Origin of the sequence: Cupriavidus sp. D39 (assembly GCF_026627925.1) — a bacterium.
GTDB lineage: Bacteria > Pseudomonadota > Gammaproteobacteria > Burkholderiales > Burkholderiaceae > Cupriavidus > Cupriavidus ulmosensis.
The window spans coordinates 1,402,394-1,427,874 of sequence record NZ_JAPNLE010000009.1; the positions used below are offsets into that span (position 1 = coordinate 1,402,394).

The following is a 25,481-nucleotide window of genomic DNA, read 5'->3' on the forward strand; positions in this document are numbered from 1 at the left end:
GAGGTTCACGATGCGTTCGGGGAAGATTTCTTGCGGCGTGGCGAGGCCGCCTTGGGGCGGCCATTGGCCGCTTCGTCGTGGCGCTGCTCACGCCCTTGTCCCGGCGGCACGCCGTGCAGCCACGGCAGCAGGAAGTCGGTCATCTCGGCGGCGGCCTTGACGGCATGCGCGGCGCGATACGCCACCGCGCCGCACAGCGCCTCGATAAAGGCCAGCACGGCCGCATCCGAATTGGCCGAGAGCTGGCGCCCGGTGTGGGCGTACAGCGCGATATCGGCCAGCGGCACCAGCGGCGAAGTGGGCCCGTCGGTCAGCGCCAGGATGCGGGCGCCATGCGAGCGGGCACGCTTGGCGATGGTCACGGTGTCAAACACATAGCGCGGGAAGCCGATCACGATCAGCAGGTCGCGCGGCTGCAGCTTGAACAACTGGCGCGCCGCGGTGGACGCGCCGCCCGCGCCCGAGACCGAGATCACGGTGCGGCAAGACATGTCCAGCCCATGCTGCAGCAGCCCGGCCAGGAAGCCGCTGGCGCCGAAACCCACCACAAAGATGCGTTCGGCCGCCAGGATGGCCTCCACCGCGCGCTCGCAGGTCTCGGCATCGAGCGCGCGGCGCGAGGCTTCGAGGTTGCGCACGTCCTCTTCCAGCGACGCGGCAAACACCTCGGCCACCGTGGCAGGACGCGCCAGTTCGGTGCGTAATTTCTCAACTGGTGCAAGCGTGGCCTCGAAGCCGCGCACCAGTTCGGCGCGGAACTGCGGGAAGCCTTCGAAGCCCAGCGCATGCGCGAAGCGGTTCGCGGTGGCGACCGACACCGCCGCGGCATCGGCGAATTCGTCGATGCGCATGGTGGCGGCGCGGAACGGATTGCCCAGCACGTACTCTGCCATGCGCTGGTGCGCCGGCGTGAGCGTGGGCAAGGCGCGGGCGATGCGCTCCGAGATTGAAGCGCTGCCGTTGTTGCCGTTGTTGCCGGAGGAGCCGTTGGTACCGTTGGTCATGGCGCGGGGGGTGGGTTGGTCGGAGACGCGCGCGGCGGGAAACATCGTTTTCATCCGGCGCGCATCCATGTAAATAAATTTACACGCAAAGCGCATGCCATGAAAATAGAGTTTTACCAGCCCAAGGGTTTTCACCTAGCAACGGAGGCAACGAAGACGGCCATGCGCCATGCGCCGCGCGTTCCGGAGGCGCTGCCATGCGAAGCGGCTACAATGCCGGGTTGCCCCGTGCCATGCCGGGGCCGGTTAGAGCAACAAAGCAACCGCCCCAGACCCGCAGCCTTCTTCAGCCTTTCCCCTCCCGTGATCCGAATCGACCAGCTAGTCCTCCAGCGCGGCACCAAGGTGCTGTTCGACCACACCAGCGTGACGCTGAACCCCGGCGAGCGCGTCGGCCTTGTCGGCGCCAACGGCAGCGGCAAGTCGACCCTGTTCGCCATGCTGCGCGGCGAGTTGCAGGCGGACGGCGGCGACGTGGCCATCCCGCCGCAGTGGCGTACTGCCCACGTGGCGCAGGAAACCCCCGCGGTGATGCGCAGCGCGGTGGAGTACACCATCGACGGCGATACCCGGCTGCGCGACATCGAAGCGCGCATTGCGGCCGCCCAGGCCAGCGGCGACGGCAGTGCCGAGGGCGAAGCCCACGCTGCCTTTGCCGATGCCGACGGCTACACGGCGCCGGCGCGCGCGGAGGCCCTGCTGCTGGGGCTGGGCTTTACGCTGGCGCAGGTGTCGCAGCCGGTGGCCTCGTTCTCCGGCGGCTGGCGCATGCGGCTGAACCTGGCGCAGGCGCTGATGTGCCCATCCGACCTGCTGCTGCTCGATGAGCCCACCAACCACTTGGACCTGGACGCCATCGTCTGGCTGGAAGACTGGCTGGCGCGCTATCCGGGCACGCTGGTGATGATTTCCCACGATCGCGAATTCCTCGACGCGATCTGCAATGTCACTGTGCATATCGAGAACCAGCAGCTGCGCCGCTACGGCGGCAACTACAGCCAGTTCGAGACGCTGCGCCTGCAGCAGATGGCCCTGCAGCAGTCCGCCTACTCGCGCCAGCAGAAGGAGATCGCCCACCTCGAGTCCTTCATCACCCGCTTCAAGGCCAAGGCCAGCAAGGCACGCCAGGCACAGAGCCGGGTCAAGGCGCTGGAGAAGATGGAACGGCTGGCACCGGTGCATATCGCCGCGGGCTTTGCCTTCGAATTCCGCGAGCCGGATTCGGCGCCCAACCCGATGATGGTGCTCGAAGGCGTGGACTGCGGCTATCCTGCTCCCGCGCCGGACGCGCCGCCCGTGACCATCCTGCACAACCTCACGCTGTCGATCCAGACCGGCCAGCGCATCGGCCTGCTGGGCGCCAATGGCCAGGGCAAGTCAACGCTGGTCAAGACGCTGGCCGCCTCGCAGGAAGCGCTGGCCGGCACGCTGCGCCAGGGCAAGGGCCTGCAGATCGGCTACTTTGCCCAGCACCAGCTGGAAACGCTGCGCGACCACGAGTCCCCGCTGCAGCACCTGGCCCGGCTCGCGCCGGACACCCGTGAGCAGGAGCTGCGCGACTTCCTCGGCAGCTTCAACTTCCGCGGCGAAATGGCCACCGCACCGATCGAGCCGTTCTCCGGCGGCGAGAAGGCCCGCCTGGCGCTATCGCTGATCGTCTGGCAGAAGCCCAACCTGCTGCTGCTGGATGAGCCGACCAACCACCTGGACCTCGACACCCGCGAGGCCCTCACCATGGCGCTGGCGCAGTTCGAAGGCACGCTGATTGTGGTCTCGCACGACCGGCACCTGCTGCGCGCCACCACCGACCAGTTCCTGCTGGTGGCCGACGGCACCATCCAGCCGTTCGACGGCGACCTGGACGACTACCGCGACTGGCTGCTCAAGCAAGCCGCGGCCAAGCGCAACGCCGCGAGTGCGACCCACGCGCAGGAAGACGGCGACACGCCGGCCGCCGCCACCGCCAACCGGCGCGACCAGCGCCGCGCCGAGGCCGACGAGCGCCAGCGCCTGACGCAGTCGCGCAAGCCGCTGACCAAGGAACTGGAAAAGGTGGAAAAGCGCATGGCCGTGCTGCAGCAGGCCAAGAGCGAGATCGACACGTTCATGGCCGACGAGGCCAGCTACGCGGAGGCCAACAAGGCCAAGCTAATGGAGATGCTCAAGCGCCAGGGCGAGGTCGGCGGCGAGCTGGACAGGCTGGAGGAGCGCTGGCTGGAACTGCAGGAGCAGATCGAGCTGATCGTCTGATTGGTCTGATCGTGTAATCGCGTGAAGGGTGCCGGGGGCGCCAGCCCCGGGATGCACGTGCCGGCAGCAGCCGGCAGCGGCAGGCAGGCCAGGCAGATCAGCGGTAGTTCTTCTCGCGCCGGATCATGCCCACCGCCAGCGTGGCGGTCAGGATGAACAGCCAGATCAGCGACCAGGCCGGGATCGACAGGCCGAAGATCGGGGGCAGCGGCGTGGTGCACATGCCGTCCGAGTAGAACACCTGAGGCAGGATCTTGGCCGTGGGCAACTGGTTGACCCAGTTCTCCAGCGGATCGATGCCGCAGCTGGCCTTGGGGTTGAGCAGCAGCGAGACGTGATAGCCCGCCACCGCGATGCCGGCCACGCCGGACAACATGCCCAGGCCCTGCCACAGGCTGCGCGTGTTCTGCGCAATGGCGGCCAGCAGCGAGAACAGGCCGATGCCGACGAAGGCAAAGCGCTGCATCACGCAGAGCGGGCAAGGCTGGTAGCCCTCCACATGCTGCAGGTAGAGGGCGTAGCCGACCAGGCCGAATGAAATCGCGGCGATCAGCAAGAAGAAACTACGGGAATTGGCTTGCATGGCTCACTAGCAAAAAGGGCCGGACGACATTCGCCGACGCGCAATACAAGGCACATTATTACCGATTTTGCGAAAGATGCCCGCGCAATCCCGCGCGATGGGCTCGCCGCCGCTTGCGGCGGATTGACGCAGGCCGCCATACCGCCGCCGCGCGCTGCCCTGGCTCAGGCGCCCGCGCCTATGCCGCCCATCGTGGCAGGCACGATGCGCCGGTGCAAGGGCGCCACGAACAACATGTACACGCGCCCCAGCGCATTGCGGTTGTGCACTACCGTGGACACCGCCACCGAGGCCTGGCCGCCGGCCGCCGGCTCGGGCGGATCCAGCTTGCATACGGACAGCTTCACCTCCAGGTGCTTGTCCGCGTCGCCGAGCACCACCTCGCGCTCGGACAGCGCGAGCAGCGAGAAGATGCCTACGCGATCGCCCACGCGGTAGGCGCTGGCCGGCTTGCCGGCATCGACGTCGCCGAGGTTGCCCAGGTCCTTCAGCCCTAGCAACGCCACCACGCGGTTGCGCAGCGTCATCAGGCAAGTCACCCACGCCGGCGTGCGCGAGACCATGTCCAGATAGATTTCCAGCGCGGATTGCCCCGCATCGGCCAGGCCCACGCGATAGGCGTCGAAAAAGTCGGCGCTGGCCAGGCTGGGCGCGAGCAAACTGGAGGCGGGTACGTCGATGACGGTGACAGGCTGGCGCATGGCTCGCGTGGCGTGGACGGATGACGGGGCCCAGTATAGCTAGCGGCCAGCCAGGCACCAAGCGCGTGGCGTTCAGGGTGTGCACACGTCGCCGGGCAAGTCGCGCCAGCGCTGCGCCGGCAACCGGTACAGCCAGTGCTGGCGCAGCGGGCTGTCCGGCGCAACGGCCGGGTGCTCGAAGGTGCCGTCCGCCACCATGCCCAGCCGCTCCATCACGGCCCGCGAACGGGCGTTGGGCAGCGCGGTGAACGAGACGATTTCCGCCAGCGCCAGTTGCTCGAAGCCAAAGCGCAGCGCGGCCCGCGCCGCCTCCAACGCATAGCCCTGCCCCCAGTACGCCTGCGCCAGGCGCCAGCCGATTTCCACGCAGGGGGAGAACGGCAAGGCCCACGCGGGTTCGTTGAGGCCGACCATACCGACAAATGCCTCATCGTCCTTGCGCTCGACCGCCCACAGGCCCCAGCCGCGGCCGGCGATCAGCGCCTGGCAGCGCAGCGCCATGGCGTCGCTGGCCGCGCGGTCCAGCGGCGCGGGGAAACACGCCATCACCACCGGATCGGCGTTGAGCGCGGCAAAGGACGCGAAATCCGCCGCACGCCACTGGCGCAGGCGCAGCCGCGCGGTTTCCAGCACGACCGGCTCATGGCCAGCCGCACCTGCCGCCGAAGTGCGTTGATCGCGCATGGTGACGTTTCTCCTGGGCCAGTGTCAGCGCACAGCGGCGCCCTGCTCCGCCCGGCTGCGCTCGTAGGCTTTGAGTGCCTGCGCATCCGTGTGGCTGACAAATTCGCAGATCAGCAGCGTCTTGCCCGGCAGCGCAGCACTTTCGCGCGCCACGATGGATACCGTGCCGAGATCCCGCTTGGGCTGCTGGCCGGCCGGCAGTGCACGGGCGAAGCCCTTGGTGGCGGTGCCCAGCAACGTGGAAGCCTCCGGCTTGAGCTGGTAGCGCGCGGCCAACGCATCGGCCTGCTGGCCCTGCACCAGCACGCCCACCGACGTCCCCGCGAATACCACCTCATCGCTATCGAAGCCGTCCTGCCCGATGGGCCGCGGCAGCTTGTAGATGGCGGCGCCTAACCTGGACATGTCCGCCTTGGCGAGCTTCTCGGCGGCGTCGTAGATCGCGGTGGCGGATTTGGTCGTATAGGGCGGCTTGCACAGCGCCGCGTCAAAGAACGCCTTGGTGGCATCGGCGGGAGCAGCGGCGGCGGACAGCGACAGCAGCGTGGCGCCGCAGCCGATCGCGGCTAGCACGCCGGCGTGACGGCGGACGTTGAAAGTGCGCATGGATGAACTCCGATTAAAAAAGTGCTTCGGAATATACCCAAAATTGCATCGAAAGGGGCAGGAATGGGCTGAAAGCCTCACTCCATATGCCGAACCCGGTCAATCGCCTGCTCCAGGCGCTCCACCGCTATCACTTCCAGCCCGTCGATCTTCTGCTTGGGCGCATTGGCCTTGGGAATCACGGCTATCGAGAAGCCCAGCTTGGCCGCCTCGCGCAAGCGATCCTGCCCACGCGGGCTGGGACGGATCTCCCCGGCCAGGCCGATCTCGCCAAACACCACCAGGCCGCGTGGCAGCGGCTTGTTGCGCATGGAGGAGTGAATGGCCAGCAGCACCGCCAGGTCGGCCGCCGGCTCGGTGATCTTGACCCCGCCCACGGCGTTGAGGAAGACGTCCTGGTCGAAGCAGGCAATGCCGGCATGGCGGTGCAGCACCGCCAGCAGCATGGCCAACCGGTTCTGCTCCAGCCCCACCGCCAAGCGCCGCGGGTTCGGCACGTTCGCGGTATCCACCAGCGCCTGCACCTCCACCAGCAGCGGCCGCGTGCCCTCCTGCGTCACCAGCACGCAGGAACCGGCCACCACCTGCTCATGCTGCGACAGAAACAGCGCGGACGGGTTGCTGACCCCGCGCAGGCCGCGCTCGGTCATGGCAAACACGCCCAACTCGTTGACCGCGCCAAAACGGTTCTTGAAGGCGCGGATGAGGCGGTGCGAGGAATGTGTGTCGCCCTCGAAATACAGCACGGTATCGACGATGTGTTCCAGCACGCGCGGGCCTGCCAGGCTGCCGTCCTTGGTCACGTGGCCCACCAGGATGATGGTGGTGCCGGTGCTCTTGGCGATCCGGGTCAGCTGGGCCGCGCATTCGCGCACCTGCGCTACCGAGCCCGGCGCCGAGGTCAATGCATCCGAGAACAAGGTCTGGATCGAGTCGATCACCGCCACCTCGGGCTTCTCCACCTCCAGCGTGGCCTGGATCTTCTCGAGCTGGATCTCGGCCAGCAGCGCCAGGTGCGGGCTGTCCACACCCAGGCGCTGCGCCCGCAGCGCGATCTGCGCGCCGGACTCCTCGCCGCTGACGTACAGCACACGGCGCTGCGCCGAGAGGTTGGCCAAGGCCTGCAGCAGCAAGGTGGACTTGCCGATGCCGGGATCGCCACCGATCAGCACCACCCCGCCCGACACCAGGCCGCCGCCGAGCACGCGGTCGAACTCCTCGATGCCGCTGGAAAAGCGCGGCACGTCGGCGGCGTCGATCTCGGACAGGCGCTGCACCATGGCGGAGGCCGCCAGCGGCTGGAAGCGCTTGGTCGAAGGGGTTTCCGCCACGCTCTCCACCAGCGTGTTCCATTGCTGGCACTGCGGGCACTGGCCTTGCCAGCGCGGCGAGGTGCCGCCGCATTCGGTGCAGGTATAGACGTTCTTGGGCTTGGCCAACTGAGGTCCTAGGGGATGCCAAAGGGAATGCTGAGGGGAATGCCGAGGGGAATGCCGAGGGGAATGGCGGGGCTCGGAATCGGTCGCCTGGGCCGGGACGAACGTCCCGGCTCTTGCCTTGCACGGCCGCTCAGGCCAGCGCAGGCTGCTCCGGCGCGGTCAGGGTCGCCACGGTGACGGGCACCCGGGGCGCCAGCGCGCACATCAGCTCATAGCCCACGGTGCCGCTGGCCATGGCGACGTCGTCGATCGGCAAGCCCTGGCCCCACAGGGTCACGGCGCTGCCCACCTTGGCCTTCGGGCAAGGCGTCAGGTCGACGCAGATCATGTCCATGGAGACCCGGCCCACCAGCTGGGTGCGCACGCCATCGACCAGCACCGGTGCCGGCTTGTCGCCCCAGCCAGCGGCGTGGCGCGGATAGCCATCGGCATAGCCGCAAGCCACCACGCCAATGCGCATCGGCCGCTCGGCCTTGAACAGCGAGCCATAGCCGACGGTATCGCCCGGCTGCAGGTCCTGCACCGAAATCAGCTCGCTGTGCAGCGACATGGCCGGCTGCAGCCCGAAGCTGGCCACATCGGCCGCGACGCCCGAGGGCGAGGCACCGTACAGCACCACCCCGGGACGAACCCAGGCGCGGTGGGCCTGGGGATGCCACAGCGTGGCGGCCGAGTTGGACAAGCTGGCCTCGCCCGGCAAGTTGGCGGTGGCGGCGTCGAACACTTCCAGCTGGTGCGCGATGCCGCGCGCGCTGTCGGCGTCCGAGAAATGGGTCATATGCACGATGCTGCCCACGCATGGCAGGGTCCGCGCGCGCTCCCACGCCGTGCGGTACTGCTCCGGGCGGAAGCCCAGCCGGTTCATGCCGGTGTTGAGCTTGAGCTGGATGCCCAGCGGCCCCTTGGGGCGCGCCACTTCCAGCATGCGCAGCTGTTCTTCACAATGCACCGCGGTGGTGAGACGGTACTGCTCCAGCAAAGGGACGTCCTGCGGCTGGAAGAAACCTTCTAGCAGCAGGATCGGCCCCTGCCAGCCCAGCTCGCGCAGCAGCACGGCTTCGTTCAGGTCGAGCAGGCCAAAGCCATCGGTGGCGCGCAGGCCGGCGAATGCACGGCGGATGCCGTGGCCATAGGCGTTGGCCTTGATCACGGCCCAGACGCGCGACTGGGGTGCGCAACGGCGCACTACGTCCAGGTTGTTGGCCAGGGCCGGTTGGTGAATGACGGCGTGAATGGGTCTTGGCATGAGATCGCTTCTAGTGCTTCTAGTGCTTCGAGGGGCTTGCGGCGCGGCGGATCGGCGGGGGTCCTGGCTGGCTGGCCTGACCACTCCCGCCGCCTGGATGCACCATATCCGGGAAGACCCGGTACGCGCAGCGCGTCGCGCAGACGTTATTTGAACACATTAGGCCAAACATTTAGGGAATCGCTGCGCGCTTGCGCTGTCCAACCGGCGGCCCGTGAAGGCTCGGAATCGCCTTATTTTCGTGTTATAAAGCCGGACGTTCCGGCCATGTTTTAAAAGTGATGCAATATGTCGAACACAGTCAGGCAGGCTGCACAGCGATCCGACGGCTGGTCCGGGCATCATTTTGACAACGACGCGGGCCCAGGTTCCCTTCAGGCAATAACAGCGCCCAGCGACGCGCTGCTGCCAGACATGTACGGTGATAGCGATGGAGTCAGAGTCCAAAGTATGAAGAAGGGTTTTTATACCATCATGGCCGCGCAGTTCTTCTCTTCGCTGGCCGACAATGCGCTACTCATCGCCGCTATCGCCCTTCTGACCGAGCTGCACTCCCCACAGTGGATGACGCCGCTGCTCAAATTGTTCTTCGTGCTGTCCTATGTCGTGCTGGCCGCCTTTGTGGGCGCCTTCGCCGACTCGATGCCCAAGGGCAAGGTGATGTTCATCACCAACACCATCAAGATAGCGGGGTGCGCCATCATGATGTTCGGGTTGCACCCGCTGCTGGCCTACGGCATCGTCGGGTTCGGCGCAGCGGCGTACTCGCCCGCCAAGTACGGCATCCTCACCGAGCTGCTGCCGCCCGAGAGACTGGTCGCCGCCAATGGCTGGATCGAAGGCCTGACGGTGTGCTCGATCATTCTGGGCACCGTTGTGGGCGGCGCGTTGATCTCGGTGCACATTTCAAAGCTTCTGCTCGGCATCGATGTTCCCTACATCGACACGGGCATCAACACCCCGGCCGAGGCAGCCATGGTGGTGATCATGCTGTTCTACGTGATCGCGGCCGTGTTCAACCTGTTCATCCCCGAGACGGGGGCCCGCTACCCGCAGCAGGAAAAGAACCCGATCAAGCTGATCGCCGAGTTCGCGGATTGCTTTACCGCGCTGTGGCGCGACAAGCTCGGCCAGATTTCGCTGGCCGTGACCACGCTGTTCTGGGGCGCCGGCGCCACCTTGCAGTTCATCGTGCTGAAGTGGGCGGAAAAATCGCTCGGCCTGAACCTGTCGCAAGGCGCCCTGCTGCAAGCGGTGGTGGCGGTCGGCGTGGCGGTAGGCGCGATGATGGCGGCCATGCGCATCCCGCTGCGCAAGTCGCTGTCGGTGCTGCCGTATGGCGTGGCGATGGGTGTGGTGGTGATGCTGATGGCCTTCTACACCAAGAACAGCCTGCCCGACATTTCGCTGGATGTGCTCGGCATGCACATGCCGCTGTACATGGCGATCGCCTACGTCTTCCTGATGCTGGTGGGAGGCATGTCCGGCTACTTCGTGGTGCCGATGAACGCGCTGCTGCAACACCGCGGGCACGTCCTGCTGTCGGCCGGCCATTCGATCGCCGTGCAGAACTTCAACGAGAATGTCTCGGTGCTGCTGATGCTGTGCCTGTACGCGCTGCTGATCAAGCTCAATGTGCCGATCGGGATCGTCATCGTCGCCTTCGGCATCTTCGTGTGCGTCACCATGCTGCTGGTGATGCGCCAGCACCGCTACAACGTGCGCAACTTCAATTCGCTCGCCATGATCGGCGAGGACAAGCACCACTAAGCGTCGCTTGACCCGCAGACCGGGTCAGGCCACCGGCCTGGCGATGCGCTCGCGCGCCCGCTCCTCCCAGCCCGGCGGCACCACAAACCCGCGGGTACGCTCCCGCCACACGCCGGGCTGCCCCGCCGGCTCCACCTCGCACAGCATCACCGGCGCTTCCCGGCGCCAGTTCTTCTCGTGATGCGTCTCCGCAAAACGCAGTGCCAGTGCTTCATGGATCGCTTCGGCGGTTTCCGTGTGCGCCTGGGCCACCCTGGCCGGCGCCATCCACGCCGAGCGCGGCAGCCGGTACCAGCGCGAGCCCTCGCGCTTGCCAGCCCAGGCCAGCCAGTCGGGCAAGGTGGACCACCATCCGTGCAGGTGATCCGGGGCGATGCCCAGGCTGCCGATGGCGGCCGGCACCACGCCGTCCCGATAGAACAGCCAGCCGAGCAGGTAGACCTCGCTGCGGTCAACCGGGCGACCCAGCAGCGCCAGGGCCTCGGGGGTGCGTGACAGCGGCAGCTGCCTGCGCACGATATGTTCGAGCTTGTCGCCCAGGCGGTCCACCAGGTTGGGGCCGACGAAGCAATGGCGGTCCAGCACGGCAGCGCCCGCCCCGCCGCCGCGCGGCGCGCCATCCGCCGCGGGTTCGACCAGCAGGTAGAACTTGGCCGCCATCTCCCAGTGCACGGTCGCGCCGCTGTCCACGTCGCGCCAGACAAAATCGAGCTCGCCCAGCGTCTGCACGCCGTGCGCGCCGGCACGGCGCACCGGCAGGTTCGCCGCGAGCAGCTCCAGCCCCTCGGTGTGTTCCAGCGTGAATTGCAGCAGGCGCTCCGCATGCCGGCCCAGCCGCAGGCTGGGCGCTGGCGACGGGCCGCGCACGCGTTGCTGCTCCAGCCCTGCGGCGAGCTCGGCAATGGTGGGGGGCAGCGCGGCGGGGTCGGCAGCGGGCAGCCAACGCTGCCAGGCGGCCAGCGCCCCTTCAGGCCAGCGCGCGAGCGCCGCTTGCGAACGCCCGGGGGCGTTGCCATTGATGATGGGATTGCCTGCCTCGCCCGTCGGCAGGAATGCCAGCAACGGGGGCGACAGCGAGCACCAGGCGAGCTCGCGCAGGCGCTGCGAGGCGGCATGGCGCCAGAGCGGCGCCATCTCGATGGCGCCGCCGGGGCTTAGCGTGAACTCAGGCCTTGGCTCCCGCACGGGCATGTACCTCGCGGGCCAGGCACAGGTCTTCCCAGGCACGCGCCTTGTCGGACAAGGTGCGCAACAGGTAGGCCGGGTGGTAGGTCACCACCACCGGAATGCCTTCGTAGCTATGGACGGTGCCGCGCAGCTTGCCGATCGGCGTGGTGGTGCGCAGCAGTGACCGAGCCGCAAAGCGCCCCAGCACCACGATCAGCTTGGGCTGGATCAGCGCGATCTGCCTGCGCAGGTAAGGCTCGCACTGCGCGACCTCCTCCGGCTCGGGATTGCGGTTGCCGGGCGGGCGGCACTTCAGCACGTTGGCGATAAACACGTTGCGCCCGCGTGCCAGGCCGACGGCGGCCAGCATATTGTCGAGCAGCTTGCCGGCCTGGCCCACGAAGGGTTCGCCCTGCTTGTCCTCGTTTTCGCCCGGGGCTTCGCCGACCAGCATCCATTCGGCCTGGCGGTCGCCCACGCCGAACACGGTCTGCGTGCGGCCATCGCACAACTGGCAATCGGTGCAGCCGGAGATCCGCTGTTCGAGCGCGGCCCAGTCCAGACGGGCAATCACGGCCTCGCGCGTGCTGGTATCCGCCGCCACAGGCTCTGGCGGCATGCGCGCGACGGCGACTTCGGCCGGGGCCGGGGCCGGGGCCGACGCTGCCGCGTCCATATCGGCTTGCGCCGACCACGCGGACGGCGCTGCTTCGGCCTTGGCCTCATCCACGCGAGCGTCGGCCACGGCGGCAAGCGCCACCGCGGCCTGGGCCGCTTCGCGCGAAGCCGTGTCTTCGTGGACGGCGGTATCTTCCGCGCTCGGGTCGGCGAGCCCCGCCATCGCGGATGGCTCGACGGCCTCCGGCAGGGCCGGCGCGCGGCGCAGCACCCATTCATCGGCAATGCCGAGCACTTCGAGGAACCTGGCGCGGCGGCTCATGGCATGGCCTCCGTGGGCGCCCACGCGCGGCGCAGCACAAGCGCATCCTCACGCGTCTGGCCGGCTGCGGGGTAATAGCCCTTGCGCCGGCCGATCTCGGCAAAGCCTGCCTGCCGGTACAGCTCGATGGCGCCCACGTTGGAAGGCCGCACTTCGAGCAGCATGGTGTGGAGATGGTGCGCGTGCGAGGTAGCCATGGCAGCGGCCAGCAGCAGCCGGCCAAGGCCGCCGCGCTGGCGCTCCGGGTCCACCGTGATATTGAGCAGGTGCATCTCGTCGACGACCGGCATCAGCACCGTGTAGGCGATCAGCACGCTCCCGTTATCCCGCAAGGTCAGGCCGATGTGCCCGGCCTTGACGGAATTCTCGAAGTTGCCGCGCGTCCATGGGTGGCTGTAGGCCCGGGCCTCGATCTGCGCCACGGCTTCCACATCCAGCGCCGTCATGCGGCCGAGGCTCCAGCCTGCCGGCAAGCTTGGCATCACCGGCACTTCAGGCCATTCGTATCCGGCGCCGGACGCGGCATCCGCGCCGCGGCCGGAACTGGCCGCGCTGCTTCCCGGTGGCTGGTTGCGCTCGACGCTCACGGCTGCTCTCCCGCGGCCAGCGCAGCACGCTGCGCCGCCACGGCCTGGCGCTCGGCGATGGTCTGGGCCACCTTGTCGCGCAGGTAGATCGGCCTGGCATCGGCCGCCGCGACGGTTTCATTGCGGGCCAGCGCGCGCAGGGCAATCGATACCAGGGCCGGCGCCGCGGGCAAGGCCTCGGGCACGCTGTGCAATGCCAGCGCCGTGGCCTTGAGGCGCTCGCCAAACACGGCAGCGGCACTGCCCGCCAGCCAGAACGGCCCGGGGGCAGGCTGACGGCCTCCGGCGGGCACACCTGCATGTCGGTCGCCGCCTGCCACTCCTGCGCGGCGCCGTCCCAGCGGAACGCGCCTGCATAGGCTTCGTCCATGCGGGCGTCCAGCGCTACCAGCACCGATACGTCAGGTGGCAACGCGGGCATGCCTTCCCCGCCCAGGCGCACGCGTTCGGCGCAGGCCATCAGCGAATTGACGGGAATGACCGGCAGGTCGGCGCCAAAGGCCAGGCCCTGGGCGACGCCGCAGGCGGTGCGCAGGCCCGTGAAGGAGCCCGGCCCCGCGCCAAAGGCGATGGCGGCACAGTCCGACAGGGCAATGCCGGCCTCGGCGAGCAACTCGCCGGCGGCCGGCAGCACGCGGGAGGACGAGCGCGGGCCGGTATGTTCATGACGAACCAGGCACTCCAGGGCGCCGCCATCGGCAATGCGCCCGAGCGCCACGGAACACCACTCGGTGGAGGTTTCAACTGCAAGAATCCAGGACATGGAGAGATTGTATCCGGAGCGACCTCAAAAGCTGAACTAGCGCGGTGCGCACGCCCCGCCCCGGCGCGCCGGACTGAAGCGTTCTTCGGTTTCTTCCGGCTCAAACGCGCGGTCGCGGGCGCTATCATCGCGGCTGCCGGGTTTTTCCCGAACACCGAATCCAGAACGCTTCCCCCATCCAGCCAGGAGAACCCCATGAGCGACCTGCAGGCACGCTTCGCCCAAGCCCAGATCGACGTCAAGCAACTGACCGAGCGCCCCAGCAACATGACCCTGCTGCGCCTCTACGCGCTGTTCAAGCAAGGCAGCGAGGGCGACGCCCATGGCGACAAGCCGGGCATGACCGATTTCGTCGGCCGCTACAAGTTCGAAGCCTGGGAAACGCTCAAGGGCACCGCCCAGGAAGAGGCGCAGGAAAAATACATCGCGCTGGTGGAAGAGCTGCGCAGCGGCGCCACCGCCTGAAGCCAAATCGGGTAGCCGGCTCTGCGCCGGCCCCCGGATTTACGCTTCGGCCAGCGGCCTGGGCCGGATCCGCCAGGCCGCCAGGATGGCGGTAGCAATGACGAGGCCGACCGCCAGGAAGGTCTCGTCGAAAGCGCGAATGCGCGCGGCCGGATCGCCGTCGGTGCCCAGCACCGCGCCCTGCGCGGCCAGCCGCCATTGCAGGCCCACACCCGCCAGGCTCACTCCGATCGCGCCCCCAGTTGCCGGATGAAGTTGATGCAGCTGGAACCCTGCGCGATCAGCGAATAATCCACGCCACGCATCGAGCCCAGCGTCAGCGAAGGCAGGATGCAGCCCAGCCCGATCCGCCCCAGCACCGCAATCCCCACCAGCAGCAGGTAAGGCGTGGCCTGGGACCCCATCGCCAACAGCAGGAACGAGGCCGACAGCAGCGCGAGCCCGAAGGACACCTGCAGGTGCGCGGAGATGCGATTGGTCAACCGCCCCGCCGCCGCTATGGTCAGGGCCAGCGCGATGCCGGCCGGCAGCAGCACCAGCCCGGCGCGCGACGGCGTATAGGCCAGCGCCATCTGCATGTAGACGGGCAGCAGGTAGGTCGATCCGAACAGCCCGGCGCCATAGATGAACGCCACCACCGCCCCGGCCGAAAACTGCCGGTAGCTGTACAGGCGCATGTTCATCAGCGGATGCGCTGCGCGCAACTGCCACAGCACGAACGCCACCAGCATCAGCACGCCAAAGCCAGCCAGTGCCATCCCGGCGGGCACGCTCTCGCGCATCTGCACCAGCCCGTTGAGCAGGCTCACGGTGGCAATGCCGGCCAGTCCCAGGCCCTGCCAGTCGAGCGGCTTGCGCTCGCCCATCATGGCCGAGTCCACCGCCATGAAGCGGCGCGCCATCCACAGCCCGATCAGCGTCAGCGGCACCACCACGAAGAAGATCGAGCGCCAGCCGAAGGCCTCCACCAGGAAGCCGCCCACGCTGGGCCCCAGCGCCGGCGCCAGCACCACGCCAAAGCCGAACATGCTGATCGCCTTGCCCTGCTCGCGCTCCTCGAACACCCGCAGGATCAGGATATTGGGCAGCGGCTGCAGGATCCCCGCCGCAATGCCCTCGGCCACCCGCATGGCGATCATCACGCCATAGGTCGGCGAGAATCCGCCGACCATCCCGCCCGTGCCCAGCAGCAGCAGGCTGCCCATGAACGTGCGGCGCAGGCCGTAACGGTTAAGCAGCCACGGCGTGAGCAGCATCGACAGCGTCATGGCGATCATGAAGCTGGCCGCCACCCATTGCGCGCTGTCCTGCCCCAGCACGAAATGCCGGCTCAGGTCGGGAATGGCCACGTTGACGATGGTCGACGACACGATCGAGGAGACCGTGCCCAGCATCAGCGTCAGCAGCACCAGCCAGCGATGACGGCTGCCATAGCGCGCCCGCAGCGACTCACGGGTCGGGCCGCCCGGCTGCTCGCCGGCGGCAGGCGACGAGGGCTGCCCGCTCACCCCAGCCGTCCGAGGGCGGCCAGTTCGCGGATCTTGCGCACGGTGTCGAGGTCGGCCTCGTGATAGGCCGACTTGACGATTTCGGCGAAGCGGTCATCGCCGCTGTCGTCCACCGTGGGCATGGTGGTTTCGTAGACAAAGCGTAGCAGCAACGCGCCCGGTCCCGGCGTCTCGATCGCCATGGTCAGGGTGCCGCCGGCGTGCTCGTCGGTGGGGGCGGTTTCATAGCGCACGACACGGCGTTGCTCGAAAACGACGCGGTCGCGGATCGTGGCCTTGCCGAAATGCAGCTTGCGCTCGACCCAGTCGTCGCCCTGCTCCACGATCTCCGCGCGGTCCAGCCCCATCACAAACAGCTCGGGCTCGGCACTGCGCAGCACCAGCCCTTGCCAGAGCTGCTCCGGCGTGAGCGGGTCCAACTGGATATTTTGTGGATCGTTGATCTCCACCAGGTGCTCGAAACGCAACTTAACTCTCCCGATCTATTGTTAGCCGATATTATGAAGGTCTGTGCCAAGGTCCGCAGCAAACTTTCCCGGAGCCCGCCCATGAACGCCCTGCCGTCTCCCGACACCCGATCCGACACCCTTTGCGCCGTCGACCCGCTGCAGGTACTGGTCTACGCCGACTCGTTGTCCTGGGGCATCGTGCCGGGCACGCGACAGCGCCTTCCCTGGCCCGTGCGCTGGCCCGGCCGCCTGGAACTCGCCCTGAACGGCGCGATCGCCAAAGGGCAACGCCCGGTGCGCATACTGGAAGACTGCCTCAACGGCCGCCGCACGGTCTGGGACGATCCCTTCAAGCCGGGCCGCAACGGCATCCAGGGCCTGGCGCAGCGCATCGAGATGCACTCGCCGCTGGCGCTGGTGATCCTGATGCTCGGCAGCAACGATTTCCAGTCCATGCACCCGCATCACGCCTGGCACGCCGCGCAAGGCATCGGCGCCCTGCTCGACACCATCCGCGGCGCGCCGATCGAGCCCGGCATGCCCGTACCGCCGGTGCTGGTGCTGGTGCCCCCGCCCATCACCACGCCGCGCGGGCCGCTGGCGCCGAAATTTGCCGGTGGCGAGCACAAATGCGTGGGGCTGGCGCAAGCCTTCCAGGAAGTCTGCCGCGCGCGCGGATGCGACTGTTTCGACACCGGGACGGTGATCCACAGCAGCGAAGTCGACGGCGTGCACCTGGACGCCGCCGACCATATCGCCCTGGGCGATGCGCTGGTGCCCGTGGTCAATGCCTTGCTGGTGCCCATGCGCGCCTGAAGCCCTCGCCGGCACCGCTTTCAGCCTTGCGCGTCACAGGCGCCGAGTACAACACTCCTGACAGTACTTGTCAGGAGGGCCGGCGCACAATCCCGTTCTTCGGGCGGGATGCTTCCATGCGGGCTCCGCCCCCATTTCAAGCAGGAGACTGCGATGCAATTGCTGATCAATATCGACGTCGACGACCTCGCGCACGGCGTCGGCTTCTACCAGCACGGCCTCGGGCTGCGCCTGGCGCGCAAGCTGTTCGACGGCTCCGTGGCGGAAATGCTGGGCGGCAGCGCGCCGATCTACCTGCTGGCCAAGGCACAGGGCACCAGGCCCAGCACGCGCGCCGATGGACGGCGCGACTATCGCCGGCACTGGACGCCGGTGCATCTCGACTTTGTGGTGGAGGACCTGGAAATCGCAGTGGAACGCGCGCTGGAAGCCGGTGCCGAGTTGGAGGACTGGCCGCAGGATTTCGCCTGGGGGCGGCAGGCGATGCTGTCCGACCCTTTTGGCCATGGGCTGTGCTTTATCGAGTGGAAAGGTGATGGCTATGGCCCGGCCGAGGCGGGAGAGCAAGCCAGGGAGGCCGTGTTGCAGGACCGGTAGCCTGACGTGCGCCGGGCATTGCCGCTCAGGCAACGCGAGTGCCTTATGCGAGAGCCTTATGCGAGTGCAAGCGTCAAATGCCCTACCGGCTCTGCCGCAAGCGTGACTTTGATTTCGATGTCGTAACCCAGCCGGGTCAGGCACTCCATCAATTTGCGTTCGGACAAGTTGGCAAAGTCACCTCGCAGCATGCTCGACACCTTCGGCTGCGCAATGCCCATCCGGCGCCCCGCTTCTTCCTGGGTCAGCCCGAGGCGACGCACGGCGCGCGCGATCTCGATCACGAGGCCGGATTTGATCTTGAGCTTCTCGGCATCGGGCAGGCCCAGGTCGGCAAAGACATTGCCGGAGCCCGTTTCGATCTCGATGCCGTCAATCGTGCGCTTTGCCATGCCTCTAGCTCCTTTGCGTGCGCCTCTGCCACATTCAGCCTGGCGCGAATGATGTCCATCTCTTCTTTCGGTGTCTCGATCCCGCGCTTGCTCTTCTTCTGGAAGCAGTGCAGAACGAATACCACCTGCGGGAACCTCACGGTATAGACAGCGCGGTAAGTCCCGCCTACATCATCTTCGACAACCTCCAGAACACCTGCCCCACCGAACCCCCTTAGCACCTTTGCCGCATCGTGCTGGCCGCCTCGTTGCGCGAAATCCAAGGCATGGCCGAAGAATCTCCGCACATCGATTGGCAGCGCCATCAGGTCCTTCTTGCTGCTTCCAACCCAGACCAGCAATTTTTCGTCGCATGGAATCATCGAATTATATCTGAAAAGGTATAAATAGCCAGCATTCGGCTGCCCCCCGGCGCCAGTGAGCCGCCGCCGGTTGCCCTTCCGGGGCCCGGATTCAATGTTTGCAAAATCAGGTCGTGGGAGTAGAGACGGATGCATTGTTCCGTGGGACCGCGGCACAGGGCGTAGGCGCCGTCTGAATTGGCGCAGGGAAATTTCTGCGCGCAGTGATGCGGCGAACGGCCATCCATAAAAGTGGATATGCAAGCGCGGTTTGCTTCGTTGGTGGCGCGACAACCTTGTTCTATCGTGTCTCGGGTGCAACATTGAGAAGACAACCCGGCATGCCCAACTTCGGTCCGGATCTGAGCGATCCCTTCGTCGCCCGCGCAGTGGTGCTGCGCGAGGCCTTCCATACCGATGCCGTCGCCCGCGACAAGGCTGGCGGCCGGCCCATCGAACCAATCCGCTTGCTCAAGGAAAGCGGCCTGCTCTCAGCCGGCATTCCCACGGGGTACGGCGGGGGCGGTGCCTCGTGGCTGTCACTGCTGCGCGTGGTGCGGGAATTCGCGCGTACCGATGGCTCGTTGGCCCACCTGTTCGGCTACCACCATCTGCCCGTGCACGCCGTGCAGGCGCGCGGCACGCCCGCGCAGCAGGAGCGCTGGCTGCGCGCCGCTGCCCAGGAGCAATGGCTGTGGAGCAACTCGGGCAATGCGCTGTCGAAAACGTCCAGCGCGCAGCGCGCGCCCGGCAACGATGGCTGGCTGGTCACCGGATTCCGGCCCTTCTCCAGCGGCAGCCATGTGGCGGACGTGATCCAGCTTGCCTGGGAGAATGCGCTCGGCCAGCGCCTGATGGGCGTGGTGCCGGCGGATCGCGCGGGCATCGTGATCGAGGATGACTGGGACGGCATCGGCCAGCGCCAGACCGGCAGCGGCACCGTGACGTTCAACGGCGTGCTGGTGCGCGACGACGAGCTGCTTGGCAAGCCTGACGATCCGCTCACCCCTTTCGCATCGCTGACCACCCTGTTGCAGCAAAGCGTGCTGCTCAATGTCTTCGTCGGCACGGCACAGGGCGCGCTGGACGAAGGCCGCGCCTACACCGCCACGCAATCGCGTCCGTGGATCCACGCGGGCGTGGAGCGCCATGTCGATGATCCGTGGGTCCAGCGCAAATACGGTGAGCTCGCCATCCGCACCTTGGCGGCGACCGAGCTGGCCGACCAGGCGGCGCGCAGCCTGGATGCGATCTATGGCTACGGACAGGCGCTGACGCTGGCGCAGCGCGGGCCGGTAGCCATCGAGCTGGCTACCGCCAACCTGTACGCCGGGGAGACCGGACTGGCCGTATCGAACGAGATCTTCGAGGTGATGGGCGCGCGTTCTGCCACCAACGCCAATGGCTTCGACCGCTTCTGGCGCAACGTGCGCACCCACACGCTGCACAACCCGGCCGAGTACAAGAAACGCACGGTGGGCACATGGTTGCTCACGGGCGAATTCCCTCGCCTGCCATCTATCGCTGAACCCGCCGAACACCATGAGCCGCGACTGCTGGCCTGCGCGCCCAACATTCGATTACGGCTACCGACCGAGACCCCATCATGACCGCCAACGTCGCCTATCTCCGCGCACAGGCTGAACCAGCGCCCACGCTGTTCGAGCCCGACACCAGCAACCCATTCATCGCCCGCGCCGTCGCACTGCGCGATCGCTTCGCCGAAGACGCCATCGCCCGCGACCAGGCCGGCGGGAAACCGGCGGAGCAGATTCGCTTGCTCAAGGAGCACGGCCTGCTTGCGCTGCTGCTGCCACGCGAAATCGGCGGCCAGGGCGAAACCTGGTCGACCGTGCTGCGCATCACGCGCCTGTTCGCGCAGGTGGATGGCTCGCTCGGCCATCTGTTCGGCTATCACTACAGCAGCCTGCTGAGCCCGCGCTTGCGCAACGCGCCGCAGAAGGCTTTGAGCCTGTGGCGCCGCTCGGCCGAGGGCAACTGGTTCTGGGGCAACACGGCGAACAGCTTTTCCAAGAGCCTGTTTGGCCGGCGCGAAGGCGAATGGTTCGTGCTGGACGGCTATCGCCCCTTCACTTCCGGCTCGCATGTGGCCGACTTCCTGGCGATTGCCTGGGAAGACGCCGACAGCGGCGAGCGCCGCTTTGCCGCGATTCCCGCGGACCGCCAAGGCATCTTGATCGAGGACGACTGGGACGGCATCGGCCAGCGCCAGACCGGCAGCGGCCGCGTCACCTACCGGGGCGTGCGCGTGCACGAGAGCGAAGTGCTCGGCCAGCCGGTGCCGTTGAACCCCACCGGCGCGCCGGCCGAGCCCTACCGCACGGTCACGCCGCTGCAGCAGCAAAGCGTGCTGCTCAATGTGTTTATCGGCACGGCGCAGGGCGCGCTGCGCGCAGGGCGTGAATACACGGTGCATCAGTCGCGCCCGTGGATCCACTCGGGCGTGGAGCGCCATGTCGACGACCCGTGGGTGCGCCGGCAATACGGCGAGCTCTGGGTCAAGACCCAGGCCGCCACCGCGCTGGCCGACCGCGCGCTGCTTGCGCTCGACGGCGTGATTGCGCGCGGAGAAGCGCTCGCCGCCGAGGAACGCGGCGCAGCGGCCGTGGCCATCGCGGCGGCCAACGTGCTGGCTGGCGAGGTCGCGCTGCAGGTCTCCAGCGAGATCTTCGAGGTCACCGGCGCGCGCTCGGCGGTGCGCAAGACCGGCCTGGACCGCTTCTGGCGCAACGTGCGCATCCATACCCTGCACAACCCGTCCGAGTACAAGACCCGCAATGTCGGCCGCTGGGTGCTGGGCGAAGGCCATCCCGAACCGGGGACCTACCAATGAGTGCATCGAACCGAGCGCGCCAGCGCCAGCTCCACCTCAATATCAATATCCTGCACTCGGGCTTCGTGCCGTCGGCCTGGCGGCTGCCCGAGAGCGATCCCGCCGCCTTTGCCGACGTGCGGCACTACATCCGCGTGGCGCAGATTGCCGAAGCCGGCAAGCTCGACGCGGTGTTCCTGGCGGACAACGCCGCCATCGTCGACCAGATCCATTTCCGCCCGATCCCCGCGCTGGAGCCGACGGTGCTGCTGGCCTGCATCGCGGCGGCGACCACGCATATCGGCCTGGTCGGCACGGCGTCCACCAGCTACAACGAGCCCTACAACATCGCGCGGCGCTTCGCCACGCTGGACCATGTGAGCGCGGGGCGTGCCGGCTGGAACGTGGTCACCACGGCCGATGCGCCCTCGGCGCGCAACTTCGGGCGCGATGCGGCACCGGACCACGCGCAGCGGTATGCGCGCGCATCCGAGTTCACCACGGTCGTCAAGGCGCTGTGGGACAGCTGGGAGGACGACGCCTTTATCGGCGACAAGGCATCGGGCCGCTTCGTCGACACCGCCAAGGTGCAGCCGATCGCGCACCATGGCGAGCATTTCAGCGTGCAGGGGCCGCTCAACCTGCCGCGCTCGCCGCAAGGCCATCCGGTGCTGGTGCAGGCCGGCGGCTCCGCCGACGGGCGCGAGCTGGCCGCACGCCATGCCGAGGCCGTGTTCTCGGCGTCGCAATCCTTCGAGGAATCGCTGGCCTACGGGCGCGAGCTGAAAGCGCGCGCGCAGGCGCTCGGGCGCGGGCCCGACGCCGTGCGGGTGCTGGCGGGCCTGACCACCATCATCGGCGCCACCGAAGCGCAGGCACGCCAGCGGCGCGACGCGCTGATCGACCTGATTCCCTGGGACTACAGCCTGGCGCGGCTGGCCGGCACGCTAGGCATCACGCCGGACCGCCTGAAGCTGGACGAGCGGCTGCCGGACCACCTTGTCCTGCCCGCCAACGGCAATGGCAACCACACCTTCTTCAACGCCACGCTGGCGCTGGCGCGGCGCCATGGCTACACCGTGCGCGAACTGATCCGCGAGCTGGCGGGCGGCGGCGGGCATCGCGTGATCGTGGGCACGCCTGAGCAAATCGCCGACGACATCGAGCACTGGTTCCGGCATGGCGCGGCGGATGGCTTCAACCTGATGCCGGATGCGCTGCCTGACGGGCTGCAGGACTTTGTCGACGGCGTGGTGCCGATCCTGCAACGGCGCGGCATCTTCCGCACGGAGTACGAAGGCAGCACGCTGCGCGAGCACCTGGGGCTGGCACGGCCACAGGGCCGGCAAAGCGCTCGCAAGGCCGCCTGATATCCCCTGATCCAAGCAAACAACAGACACAAGCAAATAACCGACAAGCAATCATGGCTCAACGTAGCGGTTTCCTCAGCCTGGGCGCCTTCCTTTACCCCAGCGGCCACCATATCGCCGCCTGGCGCCATCCCGATGCCAAGGCCGACGCGGGCATCGACTTCAAGCACTACGTCGCGCTCGCCCAGGCCGCCGAGGCGGCGAAGTTCGACCTGGTCTTCCTGGCCGACGGCGTAGGCACGCGCGGCGACGATGTCGAGTTCCTCAGCCGCACCGCGCACAGCTACCAGGCGCAGTTCGAGCCCATCACGCTGCTATCCGCGCTGGCCGCGGTGACCGATCGCATCGGCCTGGTCGGCACCGCCTCGACGAGCTTCAACGAGCCCTATCACGTGGCGCGCAAGTTCGCCTCGCTGGACCATATCTCGGGCGGGCGCGCCGGCTGGAACCTGGTCACCTCGTCCAACGAGCACGAAGCCCGCAACTTCAACCGCGACCACCACTTCGCCCATGCCGACCGCTACGAGCGCGCCGCCGAGTTCGCCGACGTGGTCACCGGGCTGTGGAACAGCTGGGAAGACGATGCCTTCCTGCGTGACAAGGCCAGCGGCCGCTACTACGAGCCCGCCAGGCGCCATGTGCTGCGCCACAAGGGCAAGCATTTCTCGGTGCAGGGGCCGCTCAACGTATCGCGCACGCCGCAGGGCCATCCGGTCGTGGTACAGGCCGGCTCCTCCGAAGCCGGCAAGGAACTGGCAGCACGCACGGGCGAAGCCGTGTTCACGGCGCAGCAGACCGTGGAGGATGCCGTGGCCTTCTACGCCGACGTCAAAGGCCGGCTCGCGAAATATGGGCGCGAGCCGGACGACCTGAAGATCCTGCCCGGCGTATTTCCCGTGGTGGGCCAGAGCGAAAGCGAAGCCAAGGAGAAATTCGAGCAGCTGCAAGCGCTGATCGACCCCGTGGTCGGCCTGGCGCTGGTGTCCGGCCTGACCGGCGGCTTCGACCTGTCGGGCTATGCGCTCGATGGCCCGATTCCCGAGCTGCCCGAGACCAATGCCAGCAAGAGCCGCCAGCGGCTGGTGATCGACCTGGCGCGGCGCGAGAACCTGACCATCCGCCAGCTTTACCAGCGCGTTGCGGGTGCCCGCGGCCACTGGCAGGTGATCGGCACGCCAGAGCAGATCGTCGACCAGCTCGAAGAGCGCTTCCGCAAATACGGCGCCGACGGCTACAACATCATGTCGCCGGTGCTGCCGGGCGGGCTCACCGATTTCATCGCACTGGTGCTGCCGGAGCTGCGCCGCCGCGGCCTGTTCCGCGCGGAGTACGACGGCAGCACGCTGCGCGAGCACCTTGGGCTCAAGCGTCCCGCGCACCCAGCCGCTTCCTCCAGATCCGCCGCCCAAACCCTTGCCGCTGCCGCATGACTACCACCTCTTCCCTCCCCGCTTCCGACCCCGATTTCCTCGCGCGTGAAACGCTGCGCCTGCTCGGTCCCGCGCCAGACAACTGGGTGCCGGACCACGCCGGCATCGACCACAACGTGGCCATCGTCGGCGGCGGCCAGAGCGGCAGCGCCTACGCCTTCGCGCTGCGCCGCGCGGGCATCGGCCGCGTGACAATGCTGGACGCCGCGCCCGACGGCGCGCTGGCCGGCGTCTGGCGCACGCGCGCCCGCATGCAGAAGCTGCGCACGCCCAAGAACCTGGTCGGGCCGGAGCTTGGCCTGCCCACGCTGGGCTTCCAGGCCTGGTATGAAGCGCGGCACGGGGCTGAGGCCTATGCCGTCATCGACCGCATTCCTCGCCTGGCCTGGGCCGATTACCTGGACTGGTACCGGAGCTTCCTCGGCGTGCAGGTGCGCTATGCCACGCGGGTGGTACGCATCGAACCCGTAACCGGCGCCGCGGTGCAGCACTTCCGGCTGCATCTGGAAGTGAATGGGCAGCCGCGCATCGAGACGGCGCGCAAGGTCATCCTGGCCAATGGCGTGGCCGGCAATGGCGCACCGTTCGTGCCAGCCGTGCTGTCGCGGGCCGTGGCCGCCGGGCTGGCCGCGCATACGGCCGATGCCATCGACTTCGACGCGCTGCGCGGCAAGACGGTCGCCGTGCTGGGCGCGGCGGCATCCGCCTTCGACGCCGCCGCCGTGGCGCTGGAATCCGGCGCGGCTGCCGTGCACCTGTTCGCGCGCCGCGACCATATCGCCGCCACGCCGGTATCGCGCGTGCGCGCCTACCCCGGCCTTTACGACAACTACCACGCCCTGCCCGACGCCACGCGCTGGGAGCAAGCCATCCGCTATCGCCGCGCCGGCTCCACGCCACCGGCCGATTCCGTTGAGCGGGTGCTCAAATTCCCGCAATTCCATTTGCACCTGGGCACGTCGCTGTCCGGCGCCGAGGTGGAATCCGGCCGCATCGTCACCCAGGTGCAAGGCGAGAACCTGCGCTTCGACTTCGCGATTGCCGGCACGGGCTATCTGGTGGATCCGTCGGCTCGTCCGGAACTGGCCGACATCGCGCCGCATATCCTGCGCTGGCGCGACCGCTATGCAGCCCCGGCCGACGCACGCGACGACGACCTCGCCGCGTCGCCCTATCTGGGCAGCGGCCTTGAGTACCTTGAGAAAACACCAGGCGCCGCGCCGTGGCTGCGCGATCTCCACGTGCACAACCCTGCTGGCTTCGCCAGCGTCGGCGTGCCGCTGGGCGATGTGCCCAGCATGCGGCGCGATATCCCGGGCTCTGTCGCCCGCATCAGCCGCGATCTGCTGCTGGCGGACCTGGCGCTGCATGAACAGCGGATTCGCGGCGACGTGCCGGCGGATTTTGGTGCGGCGCTTTATGCGGGTGCGCTGTGGAAACCGGCTGATGCCACGCTAGCTGCGGCGTGAGGCGAGGACGCGTGACAGGGAGGCCGTGGCCGGCATGTCCGGCACCGGCTGCCTTCGGCTATCGGGTCACG

22 protein-coding genes and 3 pseudogenes are annotated in these 25,481 nt (G+C 67.8%); 10 read left to right on the forward strand and 15 right to left on the reverse strand.

Annotated elements, in window-relative coordinates:
- Nucleotides 1–5: 5 nt before the first annotated feature.
- A complete protein-coding gene (locus tag OMK73_RS18395) occupies nt 6–1,004 on the reverse strand; it encodes a MurR/RpiR family transcriptional regulator (protein ID WP_267603381.1) in 999 nt (332 codons plus the stop codon).
- A 303-nt stretch (nt 1,005–1,307) separates the two neighbouring features.
- Between OMK73_RS18395 and OMK73_RS18400 the strand changes: the two genes are divergently transcribed.
- Complete coding sequence (locus tag OMK73_RS18400) at nt 1,308–3,254, forward strand: ATP-binding cassette domain-containing protein (protein WP_267603383.1); 1,947 nt, start codon at nt 1,308–1,310, stop codon at nt 3,252–3,254.
- 97 nt (nt 3,255–3,351) lie between these two features.
- On the opposite strand, the gene OMK73_RS18405 is transcribed toward OMK73_RS18400, so the two are convergent.
- From OMK73_RS18405 to alr, 6 genes are all read right to left on the reverse strand, one after another.
- A complete protein-coding gene (locus OMK73_RS18405) occupies nt 3,352–3,837 on the reverse strand; it encodes a disulfide bond formation protein B (RefSeq protein WP_183031231.1) in 486 nt (161 codons plus the stop codon).
- Nucleotides 3,838–4,001: 164 nt separating this feature from the next.
- Nucleotides 4,002–4,538, reverse strand: coding sequence for a DUF2867 domain-containing protein (locus OMK73_RS18410; RefSeq protein WP_267603386.1), 537 nt, complete (start codon nt 4,536–4,538; stop codon nt 4,002–4,004).
- Nucleotides 4,539–4,610: 72 nt separating this feature from the next.
- Complete coding sequence (locus OMK73_RS18415) at nt 4,611–5,222, reverse strand: GNAT family N-acetyltransferase (protein WP_267603388.1); 612 nt, start codon at nt 5,220–5,222, stop codon at nt 4,611–4,613.
- 24 nt (nt 5,223–5,246) lie between these two features.
- Nucleotides 5,247–5,828: a hypothetical protein gene (locus OMK73_RS18420; RefSeq protein ID WP_267603391.1), complete on the reverse strand. Its 582-nt coding sequence runs from the start codon at nt 5,826–5,828 to the stop codon at nt 5,247–5,249.
- 77 nt (nt 5,829–5,905) lie between these two features.
- Complete coding sequence (radA, locus tag OMK73_RS18425) at nt 5,906–7,267, reverse strand: DNA repair protein RadA (protein WP_267603393.1); 1,362 nt, start codon at nt 7,265–7,267, stop codon at nt 5,906–5,908.
- A gap of 130 nt (nt 7,268–7,397) precedes the next feature.
- The gene (alr, locus tag OMK73_RS18430; protein WP_267603395.1) at nt 7,398–8,513 is read right to left on the reverse strand and encodes an alanine racemase; all 1,116 of its coding nucleotides are present in this window, start codon (nt 8,511–8,513) and stop codon (nt 7,398–7,400) included.
- 450 nt (nt 8,514–8,963) lie between these two features.
- Between alr and lplT the strand changes: the two genes are divergently transcribed.
- Nucleotides 8,964–10,283: a lysophospholipid transporter LplT gene (lplT, locus tag OMK73_RS18435; protein ID WP_267603397.1), complete on the forward strand. Its 1,320-nt coding sequence runs from the start codon at nt 8,964–8,966 to the stop codon at nt 10,281–10,283.
- A gap of 24 nt (nt 10,284–10,307) precedes the next feature.
- Here the strand turns inward: lplT and OMK73_RS18440 are convergent, their stop codons facing one another.
- The 4 genes and pseudogenes from OMK73_RS18440 to tsaB all read right to left on the reverse strand — a co-directional run bounded on the left by OMK73_RS18440 (nt 10,308) and on the right by tsaB (nt 13,740).
- Nucleotides 10,308–11,474 (reverse strand): DUF1853 family protein, encoded by a 1,167-nt coding sequence (locus tag OMK73_RS18440; protein WP_267603399.1) that lies wholly within the window; start codon nt 11,472–11,474, stop codon nt 10,308–10,310.
- Nucleotides 11,449–12,390 (reverse strand): uracil-DNA glycosylase, encoded by a 942-nt coding sequence (locus OMK73_RS18445; protein WP_267603401.1) that lies wholly within the window; start codon nt 12,388–12,390, stop codon nt 11,449–11,451. Before OMK73_RS18445 ends, OMK73_RS18440 begins: the two co-directional genes overlap by 26 nt.
- Nucleotides 12,387–12,872, reverse strand: a complete 486-nt coding sequence (gene rimI / locus OMK73_RS18450; protein ID WP_267606427.1) for a ribosomal protein S18-alanine N-acetyltransferase — start codon at nt 12,870–12,872, stop codon at nt 12,387–12,389. The genes OMK73_RS18445 and rimI overlap by 4 nt, the downstream gene beginning before the upstream one ends.
- 101 nt (nt 12,873–12,973) lie before the next feature.
- Nucleotides 12,974–13,740: pseudogene (gene tsaB / locus OMK73_RS18455) on the reverse strand (tRNA (adenosine(37)-N6)-threonylcarbamoyltransferase complex dimerization subunit type 1 TsaB).
- Between the two features lie 195 nt (nt 13,741–13,935).
- Between tsaB and OMK73_RS18460 the strand changes: the two are divergent.
- On the forward strand, nt 13,936–14,205 hold the full coding sequence (locus OMK73_RS18460; protein ID WP_267603403.1) for an acyl-CoA-binding protein: 270 nt from the start codon (nt 13,936–13,938) through the stop codon (nt 14,203–14,205).
- 39 nt (nt 14,206–14,244) lie between these two features.
- On the opposite strand, the pseudogene OMK73_RS18465 reads toward OMK73_RS18460, so the two are convergent.
- Nucleotides 14,245–15,713, reverse strand: a pseudogene (locus OMK73_RS18465) (DHA2 family efflux MFS transporter permease subunit).
- Nucleotides 15,710–16,180, reverse strand: a complete 471-nt coding sequence (locus tag OMK73_RS18470) for an SRPBCC family protein (RefSeq protein ID WP_267603406.1) — start codon at nt 16,178–16,180, stop codon at nt 15,710–15,712. Before OMK73_RS18470 ends, OMK73_RS18465 begins: the two are co-directional and overlap by 4 nt.
- Before the next feature lie 81 nt (nt 16,181–16,261).
- On the opposite strand from OMK73_RS18470, the gene OMK73_RS18475 reads away from it, so the two are divergent.
- Both OMK73_RS18475 and OMK73_RS18480 read left to right on the forward strand, forming a co-directional pair.
- Nucleotides 16,262–16,978 (forward strand): SGNH/GDSL hydrolase family protein, encoded by a 717-nt coding sequence (locus OMK73_RS18475; RefSeq protein WP_267603408.1) that lies wholly within the window; start codon nt 16,262–16,264, stop codon nt 16,976–16,978.
- A 153-nt stretch (nt 16,979–17,131) separates the two neighbouring features.
- Nucleotides 17,132–17,575, forward strand: coding sequence for a VOC family protein (locus OMK73_RS18480; protein ID WP_267603410.1), 444 nt, complete (start codon nt 17,132–17,134; stop codon nt 17,573–17,575).
- A gap of 56 nt (nt 17,576–17,631) precedes the next feature.
- On the opposite strand, the gene OMK73_RS18485 is transcribed toward OMK73_RS18480, so the two are convergent.
- Nucleotides 17,632–17,967 (reverse strand): helix-turn-helix domain-containing protein, encoded by a 336-nt coding sequence (locus OMK73_RS18485; RefSeq protein ID WP_267603412.1) that lies wholly within the window; start codon nt 17,965–17,967, stop codon nt 17,632–17,634.
- Between the two features lie 5 nt (nt 17,968–17,972).
- Nucleotides 17,973–18,329, reverse strand: a pseudogene (locus OMK73_RS18490) (type II toxin-antitoxin system RelE/ParE family toxin); the annotation flags it as partial.
- 320 nt (nt 18,330–18,649) lie between these two features.
- On the opposite strand from OMK73_RS18490, the gene OMK73_RS18495 reads away from it, so the two are divergent.
- From OMK73_RS18495 to OMK73_RS18515, 5 genes are read left to right on the forward strand one after another with little or no spacing between them, the layout of a single operon-like run.
- Nucleotides 18,650–19,918 carry an acyl-CoA dehydrogenase family protein gene (locus tag OMK73_RS18495; protein WP_267603414.1) on the forward strand — a complete coding sequence of 423 codons (1,269 nt, stop codon included), beginning with the start codon at nt 18,650–18,652 and terminating at the stop codon, nt 19,916–19,918.
- A complete protein-coding gene (locus OMK73_RS18500; RefSeq protein ID WP_267603416.1) occupies nt 19,915–21,162 on the forward strand; it encodes an acyl-CoA dehydrogenase family protein in 1,248 nt (415 codons plus the stop codon). Before OMK73_RS18495 ends, OMK73_RS18500 begins: the two co-directional genes overlap by 4 nt.
- Nucleotides 21,159–22,511, forward strand: coding sequence for an LLM class flavin-dependent oxidoreductase (locus OMK73_RS18505; RefSeq protein WP_267603417.1), 1,353 nt, complete (start codon nt 21,159–21,161; stop codon nt 22,509–22,511). Before OMK73_RS18500 ends, OMK73_RS18505 begins: the two co-directional genes overlap by 4 nt.
- A gap of 53 nt (nt 22,512–22,564) precedes the next feature.
- A complete protein-coding gene (locus tag OMK73_RS18510) occupies nt 22,565–23,941 on the forward strand; it encodes an LLM class flavin-dependent oxidoreductase (protein WP_267603419.1) in 1,377 nt (458 codons plus the stop codon).
- A complete protein-coding gene (locus OMK73_RS18515) occupies nt 23,938–25,410 on the forward strand; it encodes a flavin-containing monooxygenase (protein ID WP_267603421.1) in 1,473 nt (490 codons plus the stop codon). Before OMK73_RS18510 ends, OMK73_RS18515 begins: the two co-directional genes overlap by 4 nt.
- The last annotated feature ends 71 nt before the right edge of the window (nt 25,411–25,481 follow it).